Consider the following 15,374-nt stretch of genomic DNA (forward strand, 5'->3'; position numbering starts at 1 on the left):
ATGGCGATTTCCGGTAATACGGCAACGCAGGGCGCGCCGCTGATCGCGCTGCAGCAGCTGTCGATGACCTTTGGCGGCCAGCGTGCGCTGAACGCTATCTCGCTGGCGCTGATGCCGGGGGAAGTGCACTGCCTGGCGGGTACCAACGGCTGCGGCAAGAGTACGTTGATCAAGGCGATCGCCGGCGTGTATCAACCGGACGACGGCAGCCGCATCACCATCGACGGGCAAACCTTCGGTCGGCTGTCGCCGGATCAGGCGCGCGCCTTCGGCATTCAGGTGATCTACCAGGATCTGTCGCTGTTTCCCAACCTGACGGTGGCGGAAAACATCGCCTTCGAGCACAACCTGCATGGGCTGCTGGGATGGTACCGCCCGGAACGGCTGCGGCGCACCGCCGAGCGGCTGCTGCAGGAGCTGGGTTTCCATCTGGATCTCGACAAACGGGTGGCGGAGCTGCCGATCGCCCAGCGCCAGCAGGTGGCGATCTGCCGCGCGCTGGTGGCGGAGGCGCGGCTGGTGATCATGGATGAACCGACCGCCTCGCTGACCCGCACCGAGGTCAATCAGCTGCTGCGCACGGTGGATTACCTGAAAGCGAAAGGCATCTGCGTGGTGTTCGTCAGCCACCGGCTGGACGAGGTGCTGGAAATTTCGGATCGCGTCACGGTGATCCGCGACGGCAACAAGATCGGCACCTGGCCGGCGGCGGAGATCACCGGCGATCGTCTGACCGAGTTGATGACCGGTCTGAAGCTGGACTATCGCCTGAAGTCACCGAGCATGAATAAGGATCGGGTGATGTTGGAGGCGGATCGCCTCAGCCGCACCGGGCAGTATCAGGACGTGAGCTTCCGGCTGCATCAGGGGGAGGTGCTCGGTCTATGCGGCCTGCTCGGCTCCGGGCGCACCGAGCTGGCGCTGAGCCTGTTCGGCATGACCCGGCCGGACAGCGGCAAGCTCTACCTCGACAGCAAACCGGTGCGCTTTCGCGGCCATGAGGACGCGATCAAAGCCGGCATCGGCTACGTCTCGGAGGATCGCCTGACGCTCGGCCTGGTGCAGCAACAGTCGGTGGCGGACAACGCGGTGCTGACCATTCTCGATAAGCTGCGCGGGCGTTTTCGCCTGATTGACGACTACCGCAAGAATCGCATCGTCGCGGAGTGGATCGCCAAACTTGGCGTGCGGGTGGCGGATCCGGAGCAGGCGGTTTCGACGCTGTCCGGCGGCAATCAGCAAAAGATCGTGTTGGCCAAGTGGGTGCTGACCCAGCCGCGGATCCTGATCCTCGACTCGCCGACCGTCGGCGTCGACGTTGGCGCCAAGGCCAGCATCTATCAACTGATCCATCTGCTGGCGCAGGAGGGGATCGCCATTTTACTGATCTCCGACGAGGTGCCGGAGGTGTATTACAACTGCGATCGGGTGCTGCACTTCAGCGGCGGCAGCGTGATCGGCGAATACCTGCCGGGGCAGGTGAGCCAGCACCAGCTGGCGGAGGCGGTCAATGCGTAGATTCAGCCTGAAACCGCGCGGCAACGAAGGCTACCTGGCCTGGGTACTGCTGCTGACGGTCATCGTTTTTTCGCTGCTCAGCGATCGGTTTTTGACGGTGCAAAACCTGCTCGATCTCAGCGAAAGCTATGCGGTGAGCGGCATTTTCGCCCTTGGCCTGTTCGTGGTGCTGGTGACCGGCGGTATCGATATCTCCTTCGCGGCGGTGGCCTCGGTGGTGCAGTACCTGATCGCCACGCTGGCGACCCACTACGGGCTGGCCAGCCCGGCGGGCAGCATTCTGCTGGCGTTGGCGATCGGCGCCGCGCTGGGCATGGTCAACGCGCTGTTGATCTACTGCCTGCGCATCGTCTCGATCATCGTCACCATCAGTATGCAGGCGTTGTTGTTCGGCATGCTGATGTGGCTGACCAACGGCCGCAGCCTGTACGCGCTGCCGGACTGGTGGACGCTGCCGCGCAGCGTGCTGCCGTTTCAGCTGGGTGAACAGAGCTATCAGCTCGGTTTGCCGACGCTGGTGATGCTGGCGGTGGCCCTGCTGACCTGGCTGCTGCTGAACAAGACGCACCTCGGGCGCCAGCTGTTTGCCGTCGGCGGCGATGCGGAGTCGGCGCGGCGCATCGGCATCCGCGTCGGCCTGCTGCACCTGTTCGCCTATGGCTATCTGGGCGTGATGGCGGCGATCGGCGGCCTGGTGCAGGTGTACCGCATGGGGGAGGTGGTGCCCAATGCGCTGGTGGGCGGTGAGCTCGATGTACTGGCGGCGGCGGTGCTGGGCGGCGCCAGCCTGAACGGCGGCAAGGGCAGCGTGATCGGCACGCTGATGGGCGTATTCCTGATCGGCGTGCTGAAAAACGGTCTCAACCTGATCGGCGTGTCCAGCTACTTCATGAACGTGGTGATCGGCCTGGTGATCGTCGCGGCGATTACCGTCACCCACTACAAGAAACGCAAAGAAACCGACGTCGGTTTCGCCTGAGGAGCGCCTGATGGGCAACTACCTGAAATTTCGTCCGGACGGCACTGCTGTCGGCCTGTTGGCGCTGCTGGTGGCGGTGGTGCTGGCCTTCAGCCTGCTGATGCCGGGGCGCTTCTTCAGCGGCGCCACCTTCACCAGCGTGGCGTTCCAGCTGCCGGAGCTGGGCCTGCTGACCCTGGCGATGTTCATCCCGATCCTCAGCGGCGGCCTGAACCTGTGCATTATCGCCAGCGCCAACCTGACCAGCCTGCTGATGGCCTGGCTGTTCATCAGCTATCTGCCGCCGGACGCCGGGCTGGGGCTACAGGCGCTGTGGCTGGTGTTGGCGCTGGCGGCGGCGATGCTGCTGGCCGTGATGATCGGCGCGGCGACCGGCGCGTTGGTGGCCTACGTCGGCGCGCATCCGATTCTGGTGACGCTGGCCACCATGACCACGGTCAACGGCATCGGTATCTATCTGACGCGCGGTGCGGCCCTGAGCGGCATGCCGGAGATCGTGCGGTTTATCGGCGCCGAGCGCGTGCTGGGCGTGCCGGTACCGCTGTGGATCTTCCTGGCGGTTGCCGTGCTGCTGGCGCTGTTCTTGCAGAAAACCCGGCTCGGCAAATGCATCTACATGAGTGGCAGCAACATCAACGCCACCCACTTCAGCGGCGTGAATACCCATCGGGTGCTGATCGCCATTTACACCCTCTCCAGCCTGCTGTGCGTGATCGCCGGGCTGGTGATGATGGCGCGCTTCAACTCGGCGCGCATGGGCTACGGCGATTCTTATCTGCTGCTGACGGTGCTGGCGATCATTTTGGGCGGCACCGATCCATTCGGCGGTTTTGGCCGGGTCAGCGGCGTGGTCCTGGCGCTGGTGGTGCTGCAGGTGATCGCCACCGGTTTGAACCTGATGAACGTCAGCCCGCATTTCAGCCTGGCGATGTGGGGCGCGGTGCTGATCGCAGTGCTGGCGCTGAAGTTTTTCCGCCATCGCTATCGGCAGCGGCGGGCGATGCGCCGCAGCGCGGCCCAGGCCAGAGCCGCAGCGGGCCACTGATCCTTTTCCCTTTTGCGCAGGATAACGCTAATGAAATACCAGATTTCACCTTCACTGATGTGCATGAACCTGATGGATATCCGCCAGCAATTGGCGGTGCTGAACCGCCGCGCCGATATGCTGCATATCGACATCATGGACGGGCACTACGTTAAAAACATCACGCTGTCGCCGTTCTTTATCGAACAGATCCGCCCGCACACCTCGTTGCTGCTGGACGTGCATCTGATGGTGGAGAACCCGACCGATTTTATCGACCCGATCGCCCGTGCCGGCGCGGACTTTATCTGCCCGCACGCCGAAACCATCAACCGCGATGCGTTCCGGGTGATCAACCAGATCCGCGCGCTGGGTAAAAAAGTGGGGGTAGTGCTGAACCCGGCTACGCCGGTGGAGTTTATCCGCCACTACCTTCATCTGCTGGACAAGATCACCGTGATGACCGTCGATCCGGGCTATGCCGGGCAGCCGTTCATTCCCGAAATGCTGGAAAAGATCCGCCAGTTGCGCGATCTGAAACGCCAACAAAACCTGAGCTATCTGATCGAGATCGACGGATCCTGCAATCAGCGCACCTACCGCGATCTGATGGGCGCCGGCGCGGAAGTCTTGATCGTCGGCAGCTCCGGGCTGTTCAACCTCGATCCGGATCTGGAGACGGCATGGGAAAAAATGCTGGATCAGATGCGGCAGGCGGCCTGAGGCGGGGGACATGATGCGGCATTTTCTTGGCGTAGACGTCGGCGGCACCAATACCCGCCTGCTGTTGATGGATGATGACGGCGAGTTCAGCGGGTACCTCAAGATAGCGACCGCCGATTGGGCACGGCAGGCCGATCCGCTGGTGGCGTTGGGCCGCCTGATCGCCGGGCATTGCAAAGATCGTCAGGTGGCGCAGGTGATGCTCGGGCTGCCGGGGATCCTCAGCCGGGATCGCTCGCGGGTGCTGTCGCTGCCGTTTATCCCAGCGCTGGACGCCCAGCCGGTGGCGGCGCTGTTGGCCGATGCGCTGGCGCTGCCGGTGCGGATGGATAAAGACGTCAATCATCTGCTGTGGTGGGACTTGCAGCAGCTGCCGGCGCTGCCGCAGGTGGCGGTGGGGCTGTATCTGGGCACCGGCATGGGCAACAGCCTGTGGCTGAACGGCGACTTTTATCACGGGGCGCACGGCGCCGCCGGTGAGCTGGGGCACATTCCCTGGCCGGGCCATCAGGGTGAGTGCCCGTGCGGTAAACGGGGCTGCGTCGAGAGCCTGACCTCTGGCCACTGGCTGACCGGCTGGGCGCGCGCCAACGCGGCGCAAACGCCGTTCGAACGGCTGTTCGAACGCCACGGCGAACATCCGGATCTGCGGCGCTTCGTCGAACGATTGGCGCAGACCATCGCCATCGAAATGAACGTGCTCGATCCCCAGCAGCTGATCCTGGGCGGCGGCGTGATCGCCATGAGCGGTTTCCCGTTGGCACTTCTGGAACAAGAGATCCGCCGCCATTTGCGCGGGCCGCAGCCGGCGCAGGGGCTGGCGATCTCCATCAGCCGCCTGACCGATGAAACCGGCAGCAAAGGCGCCTGCCTGGCCGCCCGGCGCCACCTCCAATTGAGCAGGGAGTACCCGCAATGAAAGGCAAAGTCTGCGTGTTCGGTTCGTTCAACCTGGATATCGTCGCCGGCATGGCGCGCTTTCCGCAGCCCGGCGAATCGCTGATCGCCCGCAACAGCATGATGGGCGCGGGCGGTAAGGGGGCCAACCAGGCCACCGCCGCGCTGCGCGCCGGGGCGCGGGTGCATTATATCGGCAAGGTGGGGCGCGACGACTTCGGCACCTTCGCCCGGCGCCACCTCGCCGCCGCCGGTTTCGATGCGGTGACGCTGTTCTCGACCGGCGATTGCCCGACCGGCAATGCGCTTATCTACGTTGCCGGTGAGGAGGCGGAGAACATGATCGCCGTCGATCCCGGCGCCAACCTGACGGTCAGCGAAGACGAGGTGCGCCAGTGTCGGCCGGCGATCGCCGCGGCGGACATTCTGTTGACCCAGTTGGAGAACAATCTGCCGGCGATTGAGCAGGTGATCGCCATCGCCCGTGAGGCGCAGACGTTCATCATTCTCAACCCGGCGCCGTTTCAGCCGGTGCCGGACAGCCTGCTGGCACAGGTCGATATGCTGACGCCCAACGCCACCGAGTGTACGTTGCTGACCGGCGTGCCGGTGCGGGATGTGGCTTCGGCGCGCCAGGCGGCGCAGTTGCTGCATGCCAAAGGCATTCGCTTACTGATCGTGACCTTGGGCACGCAAGGGGCGTTGTTCTCGGACGGGGAAAACAGCGAGCTGATCCCGGCGTTTCCAGCGCAGCCGAAAGACACCACCGGCGCGGGCGATGCGTTTAACGGCGCCCTGGCGGCGCAGCTGGCGAATCAGGTGCCGTTAGCCGATGCGGTGCGCTTTGCCGCCGCCTACGCGGCGGTCTGCGTGGAGCGCGCCGGGGCGGCGGGGTCGATGCCGAGCTATGAGGAGGCGTTGGAACGCCAGCGGGCGTTCGCTTGACGTTGAAGGGCTGCCGCGGCAGCCCGGTTCACTTACTTCAACCAGCCTTTGCGCTGCGCATCGCGCAGGTGCTGTTCCATGTGGTGCCACAGCTCGGGGTGCACGTCGGCGATCGATGCATTGCGCGCCAGCACCTGCTCCAGGCTGATGCCGTTCTCTACCCAGCTCTGGCCTTCATTGTGCAGGTTCATCAGCATCGGCATGGTGCGATCCAGCAGCAAAGCGAAGCGTGCATCGGCGCTTTCGCCATCTTCATATTCCTGCCATAAAGCGGTGAAATACTCGCGCTGAGCCTCCGGCAACATGCCGAACAGACGGCGCGCCGCCGCCACTTCCTGATCGTGGATCGCCGCGCGGGCCGCCAGATCGTAGACCAGCACGTCGCCGGCGTCGATTTCCACGATGTCATGCAGCAGCGCCATCTGGATCACGCGCTGAATGTCTACGTCATCACCGGCGTAGGGCGCCAGGCTCATGGCGGCGATGGCGAAGTGCCAACTGTGTTCGGCGGAGTTTTCCTGGCGCTGGGTGCCCAGCACTTTGGTGCGGCGTTGCACGCCTTTCAACTTATCGATTTCCATCAGGAACTGGATGACCTGGGTCATTGAGCCGAAATCTAACGCGGGTACAGCGGATGACATGGTGTAAACCTCAAGGTGGGTGGGTTGAAGCCTGACGATTGTAGACCACCGGGCGAGCGATTTCGATGGTTACACGCGTTCACATTTTTATTTTAGCGTACACGTGTACACTGGAATTATTCTCAGTTAAGCTGCTTTGCGTTAATTTCGCACAAAGCAGGGCATTTTGAGGGGTTGCGCGTTATGGGGAAAACGGACGTAGTGAAAGCCGGGAACAATAAGATTGTCGCCGCGGCTTATCCGTGGGCGGAAGAGATCGCCAACAGCATCAGCCACGGCATCGGGCTGGTGTTCGGTATCGTCGGCCTGGTGTTGCTACTGGTGCAGGCGGTGAATACCGGCGCCGATGCGACGGCCATCACCAGTTACAGCCTGTACGGCGGCAGCATGATCCTGCTGTTTCTTGCTTCCACGTTGTACCATGCGATCCCGCATCAGAAGGCCAAGCACTGGCTGAAAAAATTTGACCACTGCGCCATTTATCTCCTGATTGCCGGGACTTACACCCCGTTTTTGCTGGTGGGGCTGGACTCGCCGCTGGCGAAGGGCCTGATGGCGGTAATCTGGGGGTTGGCGCTGCTGGGCGTGCTGTTCAAGCTGGCCTTCGCCCACCGTTTTGAAGCCCTGTCGCTGGTGACCTACCTGACGATGGGCTGGCTGTCGCTGATCGTGATTTATCAGCTGGTTACGCGGCTGGAGGCCGGCGGCGTCACGCTGCTGGCGATAGGCGGGGTGGTCTATACCCTCGGCGTGATTTTCTACGCCTCCAAGCGCATCCGCTTTGGCCACGCCATCTGGCACGCCTTCGTGCTCGGCGGCAGCGCCTGCCATTTCATGGCGATCTACCTGTACGTCTAAACGTTATCGCTACGTCTGAATGCGTATTGAACAGGCGCCTCTTTTGTTTTAAAAAAGAGGCGCTTGCTTCTTTCGGGTATCCAGCAAGCCCGTTCTTTCATTTCTGAGCCCGCATACTCTTTCTCTTAACTTTGTTCAGGACTCATCACGATGATCGTTCGCTTATCCAAAGCGCTGCTGGTCTGCGCTATCGCTTTGTTCGCTTCGCTGGTGGCCTTCGGCAATATTACCGATTACGGCTCCAACTTCGCCTTTGTGCGCCACGTCTTTATGATGGACACCATTTTTCCCGACGCCACCATTGGCTACCGTTCGATACAGACGCCGTGGCTGCATCACGCCGGCTATATCTTCATCATCGCGCTGGAGAGCCTGACCGCGCTGCTGTGCTGGATCGGCGGCCTGCGACTGCTGTGCGGCCTGAAACTGCCCGCTAAAACCTTCAACGGCCGGAAAAAACTGGCGGTAGTGGGGCTGACGCTGGGTTTCCTCACCTGGCAGGTCGGCTTTATGTCGATTGGGGGGGAGTGGTTCGGCATGTGGATGTCGAAACAATGGAACGGCGTGCCCGATGCGTTTCGCTTCTTCGTCACCATCATCCTGGTGCTGATCTATCTGGTGCAGCGCGACGGGGAGTTGGACGAGTAACGAAGACGGCCGCAGGCAGGGCGCCTGCGGCCGATGGATTATTTCTCTTCGGCCAGCGAGTAGGGCAAGGGTTTGATCGCCAGCTGGCTGGCGGCATCGTCGCGCACCCGCAGCTTGCTGTCGGCGTCCAAATCGTTGTTCATCACCACCTGTACCCACAGCGTGCCGTCGGCCAGTTGGCTCGACGCCAGTACGGTGCCGGTGCGGCGCCAGTTTTCACCCAGCTGCAGCTCCAGATCTTCCGCCGCCTGCGGGGCGCGGGCCGCCTTACCTTCCAGCCAGTAGAGCGCACGCTTATTGGCGCCGCGGAATTTGGCGCGCGCCACCATTTCCTGACCGGTATAGCAGCCCTTGCTGAAGCTGATGCCTTCCAGCGCCTGCAGGTTGGTGGCCTGCGGGATCAGCTGCGCGCTGTTGGCGGCGTCGATAACCGGATAACCGGCTTCGATCTCCAGCGCCAGCCACTGGCCGCTGTCATTCAGTTCCGCCTGGTCATGCAGTTTGCCGATCAGCTGTTCGGCCACGGCGGGGCGGGTCACCAGCAGAAAACGTTCCGCCGGTGCACTGAAGTGCAGAATCGTAGTCTCGCTGTCCTGCACCACCGGGTGTTCGGCATCCGGCAGCGTAGCGAACAGGCCCGCCAACGCAGCGCGCGCCTGGAAACCGGCGACGCCCAGCAACACCGCATCGTTATCGGCGGCGATGGTGACTTTGGAGAATACCGCGTATTTTTTGATTTCAGCCAGCTGGCTGTCCAGCACGCTGCGGCGTTCCAGATAGGCGAAGCCTTCGCCACGGTGGAACAGACGCAGGTTGCTCCACATTTTGCCCTTGGCGTCGCAGTGGGCGCACAGCACGTGCCGATCGGCCGCCAGCGCGTCGATGTCCGCCGTCACCTGGCCCTGGAGATATTTCACCGTGTCCGGCCCGTTCAGCGTCACCAGCGCCCAATCTTCCAGCGAGATCAGCGTCAGGGGCAGATGGGTGGAAGCGGAGGGCTGACGGGGTGGGAATGGAATGTTATGCGCCATAGTAAGTTCCTGCTCAACGTTTAGCTTACCTGAAGGGTATTGAACCCATGGTAAAAGAGGCGGCGGGCTTTGCAAACTGTTATTCGCGCCGTGGGGCCGGGGGGCGCTTTTTTTGGCATTTTGCGCTTTATTACGTTTTCCGCAGCAAAGCGCCTTCCCGGCGTGTATGTCAAATTGTTACTCTATAGGCTTGCGGCTTGGGCACCCTTGCAGACAGATCCCCGGCTGATGGAATTATATTGCGACGGCGTTGCCATACAGTGTGTCATTTGAACCCTGCGCTGGCGCTGCCGCGCTGAAAAGAGGTGAGTCATAACAACATGGATATTAACAACAAAGCACGTATTCACTGGGCTTGCCGCCGTGGCATGCGCGAGCTGGACATCTCCATCATGCCGTTCTTCGAATACGAATACGACAGCCTGAATGACGCGGACAAGGCGTTGTTCATCCGCCTGCTGGAGTGCGACGATCCCGATTTGTTCAACTGGCTGATGAATCATGGCGCGCCGCAGGACAGCGAGCTGCAGAGAATGGTGACCCTGATCCAAACGCGAAATAAAGACCGTGGCCCAGTGGCGATGTGATATCCGCATTTCCTGGCGCACTCAGCTGTTTTCCCTGTTGACCCACGGCGTTCTGATCCTGCTGATCCTGATTTCGCCCTGGCCGGAAGGCTTGGGCCCGCTCTGGCTGGTGTTGCTGACGCTGGTGGTGTTTCAGTGCATTCGCAGCCAGAAGCGCATCGCCGCGGTGCAGGGCGAGCTGCGGCTGCTGGCGGACCGGCGCTTCAGCTGGCACGGCCGCGAGTGGCGGCTGGCGAAAAAACCGTGGATGCCGGGTTACGGCATGCTGCTGACGCTGCAGCCGACGGAGGGCAAAAAGCGCCGCCGGCTGTGGCTGGCTTCCGACTGCATGAGCAAAGAGGAGTGGCGCCACCTGCGGCAGCTGTTGCTGTATCCGCCGGCGGGTGACGGCGAGGAGGCCTGATGAAACCCGTACTCTGGTTGGTGGAGGATGAACCCAGCATTGCCGATACGCTGGTTTACACGCTGGAGAGCGAAGGCTTCGAGGTGCGCTGGTTCGAACGCGCGGAACCGGCGTTGCAGGCGCTGGCGCAAGGCGCGCCCGCGCTCGCTATCCTCGATGTCGGTTTGCCGGATATCAACGGCTTTGAATTGTGTCGCCGCCTGCTGGCTCAGGCGGCCGATCTGCCGATTCTGTTTCTTACCGCCCGCAGTGATGAAGTAGATCGCCTGATCGGGCTGGAGATCGGCGCCGACGACTATGTCGCCAAGCCGTTCTCCCCTCGCGAGGTTAGCGCACGGGTGCGCACCATTTTGCGCCGCCTGTATAAGCAGCAGCGCTTGCAACAGAGCGCGCGCTACCATTTCGGCGCTTTCACGCTCGACGAAGACGCGGCCACCATCTCCTACCATCAGCGGCCGCTGCCGCTGACCCGTTACGAATACCTGCTGCTGAAGACTCTGCTGTTGGCGCCCGGACGGGTGTTCTCGCGGCAGCAACTGATGGAAAGCGTTTGGGCGCAGGCGGAAGAAAGCCTGGATCGCACCGTCGACACCCACATCAAAACGCTGCGCGCCAAGCTGCGTGCGGTGGAACCCGGTGAGCCGCCCATCCACACCCACCGCGGATTGGGCTACAGCGTGAGCCGCCAGCCATGAAAATTGGGCTGCGCCTGCTGCTGGGATATTTTCTGATCGTGGCGGTAGCCGGGTACTTCGTGTTGAGCATTTTCGTCCAGGAAGTGAAGCCCGGCGTGCGGCGCGCTACCGAAGGCACGCTGGTGGACACCGCTAACCTGCTGGCGCAGATCGCCCGTCAGGACATGCAGCGCGGCGATGCGGCGCATGGTCAACTGGCGCAGGCGTTTACGCAGCTGAACCAGCGGCCGATCGGCGCAAATATCTCCGGCATCCGCAAGGATCGCAGCGAATACCACGTCTATCTTACCGATGCCCAGGGGCGAGTTATCTTCGATTCTGCCGGCCGCGCGCAGGGGCAGGACTATTCGCGCTGGAATGACGTTTATCGGACGCTGCGCGGCCAGTACGGCGCCCGCAGTACCCGCAGCGACCCGCAGGATGAAAACAGTTCGGTGATGTATGTGGCCGCGCCGGTGATAGAACAAGGGCGTATTATCGGCGTACTCACCGTGGGCAAACCCAACAGCACCATGGCGCCGGTGATCAAACGCAGCGAACGGCGCATTCTGTGGGCCGGCGCATTGCTGCTGGGGATCGCGTTGCTGATCGGGGCGGTATTCGTCTGGTGGATCACCCGTTCGATAGGCCGGCTGGTGCGCTATGCCGACGGGGTGGCGCAGGGAGAAAACGCGCCGCTGCCCAAAATGGGCGGCCGGGAACTGACGCAGCTGGCGCAGGCGCTGGAGAGCATGCGACTGAAGCTGGAAGGCAAAGCATATATCGAACAGTATGCACATACCCTGACGCATGAGCTGAAAAGCCCGCTGGCGGCGATCAGGGGCGCGGCAGAGCTGTTGCAAGAGTTGCCGCCGCCGGAGACCGCCCGGCGTTTTCTCACCAATATCGAGCAGCAAAGCGCACGCATCCAGCAGTTGGTGGACAAACTGCTGGTGCAGGCGCGGCTGGAGAGTCGGCCAGACATGGAGACCGCGCCCATCGCGATCGCGGCGCTGGTCAGCCAGACGGTGGCGGGCAAAGAGGCGCAGGCGACGCAGCGCGGCGTCAGGTTACAATTGGAGGCGCTGGCAGAGGTGACGCTGAACGGCGATGCGTTGCTGATCAGCCAGGCGCTGACCAACCTGCTGGACAACGCGATCGACTTTACCCCGCCGGGCGGTTGCGTCAGCGTACGAGGCGAACGGCGGGAACAGCACTACTGCATCAGCGTTTGCGATGACGGCAGCGGCATTCCGGACTATGCGCTCGATAAGGTGTTCGAACGTTTTTATTCGCTGCCGCGCGCCGAACGGCCAAAAAGCAGCGGGCTGGGGCTGAACTTCGTGCAGGAGGTCGCCCGCCTGCATCATGGCGGCATTCACCTGCGCAACCGCCGGCCGCACGGGGTGGAAGCGACTTTCAGGTTATCGCTGTGACTTCACCTTCCCTTCACATAACCACATTCTGATTTCACCTGCGGGTTTTATCGTGGCCTCATTACCTATGAGGAGCGAGCATGATGAAATCGGTACTTTTCTGGAAAATAACCACGCTGCTGGGATTGATGGTGGTGATGTTGATCCCCATCGCCCAACTGATGAGCGTGATCGACGAACGCAGCGGCTATCGGCAAAGCGTGGTCGGGCAGGTAAGCGAAAGCACCAGCGGGGCACAGCGCGTGCTCGGCCCGTTGATTGTCATTCCCTACGTCGAACGAGAAGAGAAGAAAGACGAGAAAGGACAAACGGTAGTGCAGCGGGTGCAGCATTACCGCTATTTGCTGCCGGAGTCGCTTCAGGTGCTGGGGGCGCCGAAAGTAGAGGTGCGTAAACTGGGCATTTATCAGACGCAGGTTTACCAGGGGCCGCTGAACTTCAAGGTGCGTTTCGGCCAGCCGGAACTGGCGGATTTGCAACGTGCCAACGTGACCCTCGGCCAGCCGTTCCTGCTGGTGGCGCTGAGCGACTCTCGCGGCATCAAGAGCATTTCTCCTCTGGAAATACCGCAGCCGGTGGCGTTTGAACCGGGCACCGGCGTGGGATCGTTGCGCCAGGGGATCCACGCACCGCTGACGCTGGCGGCGCTGCAACAAAAAGAGGGGCTGAACGCCGACTTCACCCTGACGCTGGCGGGCACTAGCAGCCTGTCGCTGGTGCCGCTGGGGCGCAGCAGCGAATTGCAGCTGCAAAGCAACTGGCCGCACCCGAATTTCCTCGGCAACTTCCTGCCTGATGAACGCAAGGTGACGGAGCAAGGGTTTAGCGCTCGCTGGCGCAGCACCTGGTTCGCCAACAATATCAACAGTGCGTTCCATTACGACGATAGCATTATCGATGAGGACAAGCTGCCGGCCTTCAGCGCCAGCCTGGTCGAACCGGTCGATCACTATCAGCTGGCCGAGCGCGCGGTCAAATACGCGCTGCTGTTTATCGGGCTGACGTTTATGGCGTTTTTCCTGTTCGAAACCCTGACCGGGCTGCGGGTGCACCCAATTCAGTACCTGTTGGTGGGCGCGGCGCTGGTGTTGTTCTACCTGATTCTGCTGGCCTTCTCCGAACACCTGGGATTCGCTCTCGCTTACCTGGCGGCCAGCATCGCCTGCAGCGGTCTGATCGGCTTCTATCTGAGCGCCGTACTGCGCGGCAAGCTGCGCGGTGCGCTGTTCGCCGCGAGCCTATTGCTGTTGTACGGCGTGCTCTATTTGCTGTTGCAGTCGGAGGACAATGCGTTGGTGTTGGGGGCGGGGCTGCTGTTCGCCATTCTGGCGGGCATTATGCTGTTGACGCGCAAGCTGGACTGGTATCAGGTGGCGGATCCGGCGCGGTTGACCAAGGAAACGCCGGCCGGGGAAGAGGAGCCACGCTTCCGTCTGTGGAAATAAGTGGGGAAATCGGGCGCGCTCAGCGCCCGACAGCGGCTACAGCAGCGGCTCCATCTCCAACAGGATCTGCTCGCACCATTGCTGCAGGCGCTCTTCGCTCAGATCGTATTGGTTGACCTCATCGAGCGCCAGGCCAACGAAGTGTTTGCCGTCGGCGCTCAGCGGTTTGGGGCTGGTGAACTCGAAGCCGTCGGTCGGCCAGAAGCCGACGAACTGCACGCCCAGCGGCGCGATCTGATCGTGCAGCATACCCAGCGCGTCGAGGAACCACTCACCGTAACCGAGCTGATCGCCCATGCCGTACATGGCGACGATCTTGCCTTTCAGATCCAGCGCAGGCAGCTGCGGCCAGATCGCTTCCCAGTCTTCCTGCAGTTCGCCGAAATCCCAGGTCGGGATACCGAGGATCAGAATGGAATAGTCCTCCATCAGCTTGGGAGAGACGTCTTTCAGGTTGTGCAGGTCGACCAGGTCTTCACCCAGAATCTCACGGATTTTTTCTGCCGCCATCTCGGTGTAGCAGGTGCTGGAGCCGTAAAACAGACCAATCTTCATGTGTAAACCGTTACGTTGCTGTTTAGAGAATTGCAGCGAGTATACCTGATTTGCGTCGGCTTAAGGCATAATGGCGCGGGTGGAAATGCAACAAAGAGAGGACCGCGTGCAACAGCAAGACAATGCGCTGATTGAACAATTCCTGGATGCGCTGTGGCTTGAGCGCAATCTGGCGGAAAATACGCTGGCCTCCTACCGGCTGGATTTGCAGGCCCTGGGCACCTGGCTTGGCCATCAAAACACCGCCTTGCTGCAGGCACAGGCGTTGGATCTGCAGGCCTTTCTCGCCGAGCGGGTGGACGGCGGCTACAAGGCCACCAGCTCCGCGCGTTTGCTGAGCGCCATGCGCCGCCTGTTTCAGTACCTGTATCGCGAAAAACTGCGCGCCGACGATCCCACCGCGCAGCTGGCGTCTCCCAAACTGCCGCAGCGTTTGCCGAAGGATCTGAGCGAGGCGCAGGTCGATGCGCTGCTGCAGGCGCCCTGCGTCGATCAACCACTGGAGCTGCGCGACAAGGCGATGCTCGAAGTGTTGTACGCCACCGGGCTGCGGGTTTCCGAACTGGTGGGGCTGAGCATCAGCGACGTCAGCCTGCGCCAGGGCGTGGTGCGGGTGATCGGCAAGGGCAACAAGGAGCGGCTGGTGCCGCTGGGTGAAGAGGCAGTCTACTGGATCGAAAATTATCTGGAACACGGCCGTCCGTGGCTGGTCAACGGCCAGACGCTGGATGTGTTGTTCCCCAGCACCCGTTGCCAGCAAATGACCCGACAGACGTTCTGGCATCGCATCAAACACTATGCCATCCTTGCGGGCATCGACAGCGAACGTCTGTCGCCGCACGTGTTGCGGCACGCGTTCGCCACCCATTTGCTGAACCATGGGGCCGATCTCCGTGTCGTACAGATGTTGTTAGGGCACAGCGATCTCTCGACCACGCAAATTTATACTCATGTAGCGACCGAACGACTGAAACAGCTACATCAACAGCATCACCCGCGCGCCTGAGCGG

Annotated in this window: 17 protein-coding genes; 14 read left to right on the forward strand and 3 right to left on the reverse strand. The window is 61.9% G+C overall.

All coding sequences use genetic code 11. The features are described from left to right. Genes ACJ8QI_RS20585 through rbsK form a run of 6 tightly spaced genes read left to right on the forward strand, consistent with a single transcriptional unit; the run spans window position 1 to window position 6,086 of the window. Window positions 1-1,518 (forward strand): sugar ABC transporter ATP-binding protein, encoded by a 1,518-nt coding sequence (locus ACJ8QI_RS20585; RefSeq protein ID WP_442533005.1) that lies wholly within the window; start codon window positions 1-3, stop codon window positions 1,516-1,518. Further along, window positions 1,511-2,497, forward strand: coding sequence for an ABC transporter permease (locus tag ACJ8QI_RS20590; RefSeq protein WP_060422852.1), 987 nt, complete (start codon window positions 1,511-1,513; stop codon window positions 2,495-2,497). The genes ACJ8QI_RS20585 and ACJ8QI_RS20590 overlap by 8 nt, the downstream gene beginning before the upstream one ends. Window positions 2,498-2,507: 10 nt before the next feature. Next, entirely contained in the window at window positions 2,508-3,542 is a 1,035-nt protein-coding gene (locus ACJ8QI_RS20595) for an ABC transporter permease (RefSeq protein WP_038871213.1), read from the forward strand. Window positions 3,543-3,572: 30 nt separating this feature from the next. Next, complete coding sequence (gene alsE, locus ACJ8QI_RS20600) at window positions 3,573-4,244, forward strand: D-allulose 6-phosphate 3-epimerase (protein ID WP_033635837.1); 672 nt, start codon at window positions 3,573-3,575, stop codon at window positions 4,242-4,244. Window positions 4,245-4,254: 10 nt separating this feature from the next. Continuing rightward, the gene (gene alsK, locus ACJ8QI_RS20605; protein ID WP_087763647.1) at window positions 4,255-5,163 is read left to right on the forward strand and encodes an allose kinase; all 909 of its coding nucleotides are present in this window, start codon (window positions 4,255-4,257) and stop codon (window positions 5,161-5,163) included. Continuing rightward, window positions 5,160-6,086, forward strand: coding sequence for a ribokinase (gene rbsK, locus ACJ8QI_RS20610; RefSeq protein WP_442533006.1), 927 nt, complete (start codon window positions 5,160-5,162; stop codon window positions 6,084-6,086). Before alsK ends, rbsK begins: the two co-directional genes overlap by 4 nt. Window positions 6,087-6,118: 32 nt before the next feature. Here the strand turns inward: rbsK and ACJ8QI_RS20615 are convergent, their stop codons facing one another. Next, window positions 6,119-6,727 (reverse strand): HD domain-containing protein, encoded by a 609-nt coding sequence (locus ACJ8QI_RS20615; protein ID WP_025304127.1) that lies wholly within the window; start codon window positions 6,725-6,727, stop codon window positions 6,119-6,121. 183 nt (window positions 6,728-6,910) lie between these two features. Between ACJ8QI_RS20615 and trhA the strand changes: the two genes are divergently transcribed. After that, window positions 6,911-7,585, forward strand: a complete 675-nt coding sequence (gene trhA, locus ACJ8QI_RS20620; RefSeq protein ID WP_038871224.1) for a PAQR family membrane homeostasis protein TrhA — start codon at window positions 6,911-6,913, stop codon at window positions 7,583-7,585. Window positions 7,586-7,735: 150 nt separating this feature from the next. Continuing rightward, window positions 7,736-8,233 (forward strand): DUF2165 family protein, encoded by a 498-nt coding sequence (locus ACJ8QI_RS20625; RefSeq protein WP_060422863.1) that lies wholly within the window; start codon window positions 7,736-7,738, stop codon window positions 8,231-8,233. Window positions 8,234-8,271: 38 nt separating this feature from the next. Here the strand turns inward: ACJ8QI_RS20625 and ygfZ are convergent, their stop codons facing one another. After that, on the reverse strand, window positions 8,272-9,264 hold the full coding sequence (gene ygfZ / locus ACJ8QI_RS20630) for a tRNA-modifying protein YgfZ (RefSeq protein WP_060422867.1): 993 nt from the start codon (window positions 9,262-9,264) through the stop codon (window positions 8,272-8,274). Between the two features lie 320 nt (window positions 9,265-9,584). Between ygfZ and sdhE the strand changes: the two genes are divergently transcribed. From sdhE to creD, 5 genes are all read left to right on the forward strand, one after another. Then, a complete protein-coding gene (gene sdhE, locus ACJ8QI_RS20635) occupies window positions 9,585-9,851 on the forward strand; it encodes an FAD assembly factor SdhE (protein ID WP_019455657.1) in 267 nt (88 codons plus the stop codon). Then, entirely contained in the window at window positions 9,832-10,254 is a 423-nt protein-coding gene (locus tag ACJ8QI_RS20640) for a protein YgfX (protein ID WP_060422869.1), read from the forward strand. The genes sdhE and ACJ8QI_RS20640 overlap by 20 nt, the downstream gene beginning before the upstream one ends. Then, a complete protein-coding gene (creB, locus tag ACJ8QI_RS20645) occupies window positions 10,254-10,949 on the forward strand; it encodes a two-component system response regulator CreB (protein WP_033644777.1) in 696 nt (231 codons plus the stop codon). The genes ACJ8QI_RS20640 and creB overlap by 1 nt, the downstream gene beginning before the upstream one ends. After that, complete coding sequence (gene creC, locus ACJ8QI_RS20650; protein ID WP_442533007.1) at window positions 10,946-12,364, forward strand: two-component system sensor histidine kinase CreC; 1,419 nt, start codon at window positions 10,946-10,948, stop codon at window positions 12,362-12,364. The genes creB and creC overlap by 4 nt, the downstream gene beginning before the upstream one ends. An 80-nt stretch (window positions 12,365-12,444) precedes the next feature. After that, window positions 12,445-13,809: a cell envelope integrity protein CreD gene (gene creD / locus ACJ8QI_RS20655; RefSeq protein WP_070913821.1), complete on the forward strand. Its 1,365-nt coding sequence runs from the start codon at window positions 12,445-12,447 to the stop codon at window positions 13,807-13,809. Between the two features lie 36 nt (window positions 13,810-13,845). Here creD and fldB read toward each other — a convergent pair whose 3' ends face one another. Continuing rightward, entirely contained in the window at window positions 13,846-14,364 is a 519-nt protein-coding gene (gene fldB / locus ACJ8QI_RS20660; protein WP_038871234.1) for a flavodoxin FldB, read from the reverse strand. Window positions 14,365-14,470: 106 nt separating this feature from the next. Here fldB and xerD point away from each other — a divergent pair, with 106 nt between their 5' ends. Beyond that, entirely contained in the window at window positions 14,471-15,370 is a 900-nt protein-coding gene (gene xerD / locus ACJ8QI_RS20665) for a site-specific tyrosine recombinase XerD (RefSeq protein ID WP_060441367.1), read from the forward strand. Window positions 15,371-15,374: the final 4 nt, after the last annotated feature.

The organism is Serratia sp. CY84636 (genome assembly GCF_052166245.1).
Lineage (GTDB): Bacteria > Pseudomonadota > Gammaproteobacteria > Enterobacterales > Enterobacteriaceae > Serratia > Serratia nevei.